Origin of the sequence: Streptomyces sp. NPDC127092 (genome assembly GCF_042722475.1) — a bacterium.
Lineage (GTDB): Bacteria > Actinomycetota > Actinomycetes > Streptomycetales > Streptomycetaceae > Streptomyces.
The window spans coordinates 1-2,719 of the sequence record NZ_JBHXFE010000118.1 but is presented as its reverse complement, the minus strand read 5'-3'; the positions used below and the strand labels follow the sequence as shown (position 1 = coordinate 2,719).

Annotated in this window: 3 protein-coding genes; 2 read left to right on the top strand and 1 reads right to left on the bottom strand. The window is 67.6% G+C overall.

What is annotated here, in order from left to right:
• Positions 1 to 32 precede the first annotated feature (32 nt).
• The gene (locus ACFWJO_RS37690; protein WP_386872642.1) at positions 33 to 1,088 is read right to left on the bottom strand and encodes an ISL3 family transposase; all 1,056 of its coding nucleotides are present in this window, start codon (positions 1,086 to 1,088) and stop codon (positions 33 to 35) included.
• A 4-nt stretch (positions 1,089 to 1,092) separates the two neighbouring features.
• Between ACFWJO_RS37690 and ACFWJO_RS37685 the strand changes: the two genes are divergently transcribed.
• Positions 1,093 to 2,436, top strand: coding sequence for an IS256-like element ISMlu11 family transposase (locus ACFWJO_RS37685; protein WP_044658726.1), 1,344 nt, complete (start codon positions 1,093 to 1,095; stop codon positions 2,434 to 2,436).
• An 83-nt stretch (positions 2,437 to 2,519) separates the two neighbouring features.
• The coding region (locus ACFWJO_RS37680; RefSeq protein ID WP_386872639.1) for a helix-turn-helix domain-containing protein at positions 2,520 to 2,719 on the top strand (200 nt) is incomplete at its 3' end.

The following is a 2,719-nucleotide window of genomic DNA, read 5'->3' as shown; positions in this document are numbered from 1 at the left end:
TTCGTGGTGAATGACCCTGCAGTGGCGGGTATTCACGCTACGGTTCTCGCGGCGCTGGTCAGCAGGATACGGGTCCGGTAGTTCTCGGCGTTGCGGAATCCGCGGCCGGTGCGTTTGATGTTCTTGATGCCGGTGTTCGCTGCCTCGACGCGGGCGGTGGTCGCGCCGGTGACGATCAGGACTTCGATCGCGTCCCACCAGGCCACGACGGTGTCGTAGAGCTTGGTCGCCTCGGGCATGTTTGCGATCTGGGCGAAGTAGCCCATCCGCATCCGTTCGTCCCAGGCCTGGGCGAGGGTGTCGGTGGTCAGCAGGCGCCGGAGCTGTTCCTTGATGCCCCAGGCGGCCGAGAGCTCGTCGGTGGGGTCATCGGTGCGGAAAACGTGCTCAAGCCGTTCCCAGGCGCGAGGGGTGAGGGTGTCCGCGCCGCGCAGCAGCAGCATCCTGTGGGCCCAGGCCGGATCGTCCTTGCGGCCCCGACGACCACGGTGGGTGCGGGACAGGCGCTGACGGACCGTGGTGACCATGTCGTTGCCCAGTTTCACGAGGTGGAACTTGTCGACCGAGACCGCGGCCCGGGGCAGGTAGTCCCGCAAGGCCTTGCGGAACGCGGCTGACGGATCGATCGCGACGATCTCGATCCGCTCCCGCCAAGGCTCTGAGCGCTGGCCGAGCCAGTCACCGACCGCAGCGGAGTTGCGGCCATCGACTATGCCGAGCACCTGCCCGGTGGCCAGGTTGACCAGCGTCGTCATCCACGGTTCGAACCGTCTCCAGGCTCCCTGATCGGTGCGGAACCAGCGCACCGTGCGGTAGCGGTGCTCATCGATGCCCAGGCGCGTCACCGGGACGTCGTCGACGGCAGGCAGGACGACGGCAGCAGCCGCCAGGGCGGCCTGGACCAGCCACCACGAGACGCCGTGGGCCCGGGCCACCTCCGAGGCTGCTCTGCCGGAAGTGATCACGGCCGAGACCACCTGCTCCCGCAACCGGGTCGTCGAGCGTGCGTATCGCGGGACCTGCTCGGTGGACTCCGGGCGTGTCAGATGGTCTGTGTAAGCCGTACCGAGAGGAACGGTAAGAATCATGACCATGATCGACGAGAAGAACCCAGGCGAGCCCTCGGGCCAGGACCTGGTCGAGCAGCTGAAAGCCTCAGGGCAGCTTGATGCCCTGTTCGCGCAGATCGACGCGGGCGGCGTCGAGCTCACCGGTGACGGCGGGTTCGTGCCCGCGCTGGTCAAGGCCGCGCTCGAGCGGGGCCTGCAGGCCGAGCTGACCAGCCATCTGGGCTACGAGAAGGGCTCGAGCGAGGCGCTGAAGCACGCCAACTCCCGCAACGGGACCACCCCGAAGACCGTGGAGTCCGAGGTCGGGCCGATCGAGCTGGACGTCCCGCGAGACCGGGGCGGGTCGTTCACCCCGCGCCTGGTGCCCAAGGGCCAGCGGCGCCTCGGGGGCCTGGATGACATGATCATCAGCCTCTATGCCGGCGGAATGACGATCCGGGACATCCAGCACCACCTGGCCTCCACGATCGGCACGGACCTGTCGCACGAGACGATCTCCAACATCACCGACGCCGTGAGCGAAGAGGTCCTGGCGTGGCAGTCGCGGCCGCTGGAGGAGTTCTATCCGGTGATCTATCTCGACGCAATCCGGATCAAGATCCGAGAGAACAGCCAGGTCCTCAACCGTGCCGCCTACATCGCCGTCGGCGTGGACCTCGAGGGCATCAAGCACGTGCTGGGGATCTGGGTCCAGGACACCGAGGGCTCGGCGTTCTGGGCCCACGTCTGCGCCGATCTCGCCAACCGGGGCGTGCAGGACGTGCTGATCGTGTGCTGCGACGGGCTCAAGGGCCTGCCGGAGGCGGTCGAGGCGACGTGGCCGGACTCGATGGTCCAGACCTGCGTGGTTCACCTGATCCGGGCCGCGATGCGGTTCGTGGCCTACCAGGACCGCAAGAAGGTCGCCGCCGCGCTGAAGCCGATCTACACCGCCCCCAACGAAGAGACCGCGAGGAAGGCGCTGGCCGAGTTCGAGGCCTCCGAGCTCGGCACGAAGTACCCGTCTGCAGCCGCGACCTGGGCGAACTCCTGGGAGCGGTTCATCCCGTTCCTGCAGTTCCCACCCATGCTCCGCAAGGTCATCTACACGACCAACAGCATCGAGTCGCTGAACTTCCAGCTACGGAAGGTGACCAAGAACCGCGGCCACTTCCCCTCGACCGAGGCGGCGGTGAAGCTGCTCTGGCTGGCGATCTGCAACATCGAAGACAAACGCGCCGCCGAACGCGCTCGGGACCGGGGCAAACCCGCCGGCCAGCGCAAAGCCCAGGGCCGGCTCGTCGAAGGTCAGGCCGTCACGAACTGGAAGCAGGCCCTCGCCCAGCTCGCCGCGGCCTACCCCGACCGGATCAACCCCTACCTGTGACCACCCCGCTTACACAGACAAGTTGACACGCCCCCGCAGGATGGAAGTTCCTACACCACCCACCTGCCCGAGAAGACCCACTCATGACCCACGCTAACGCACCCCTGACCCCCACCGGCCGACTCAGGATGGTCCACCGCCACCTGCACGACGGGATCCCGCAAGCACACGTGGCAGCCGAGTTCCGGGTGAGCCGGCCCACGGTGGCCACCTGGGTCGCCCGCTACCGCGCCCAGGGAGAAGCCGGCCTTCAGGACCTGCCCAGCCGGCCGCACCGTTCACC

What these genes read in the sequence shown, in the direction of transcription:
- ACFWJO_RS37685 (WP_044658726.1), top strand. Translation starts at nt 1,093, where the DNA reads ATGATCGACGAGAAGAACCCAGGCGAGCCCTCGGGCCAGGACCTGGTC.
- ACFWJO_RS37690 (WP_386872642.1), bottom strand. Translation starts at nt 1,088, where the DNA reads ATGATTCTTACCGTTCCTCTCGGTACGGCTTACACAGACCATCTGACA.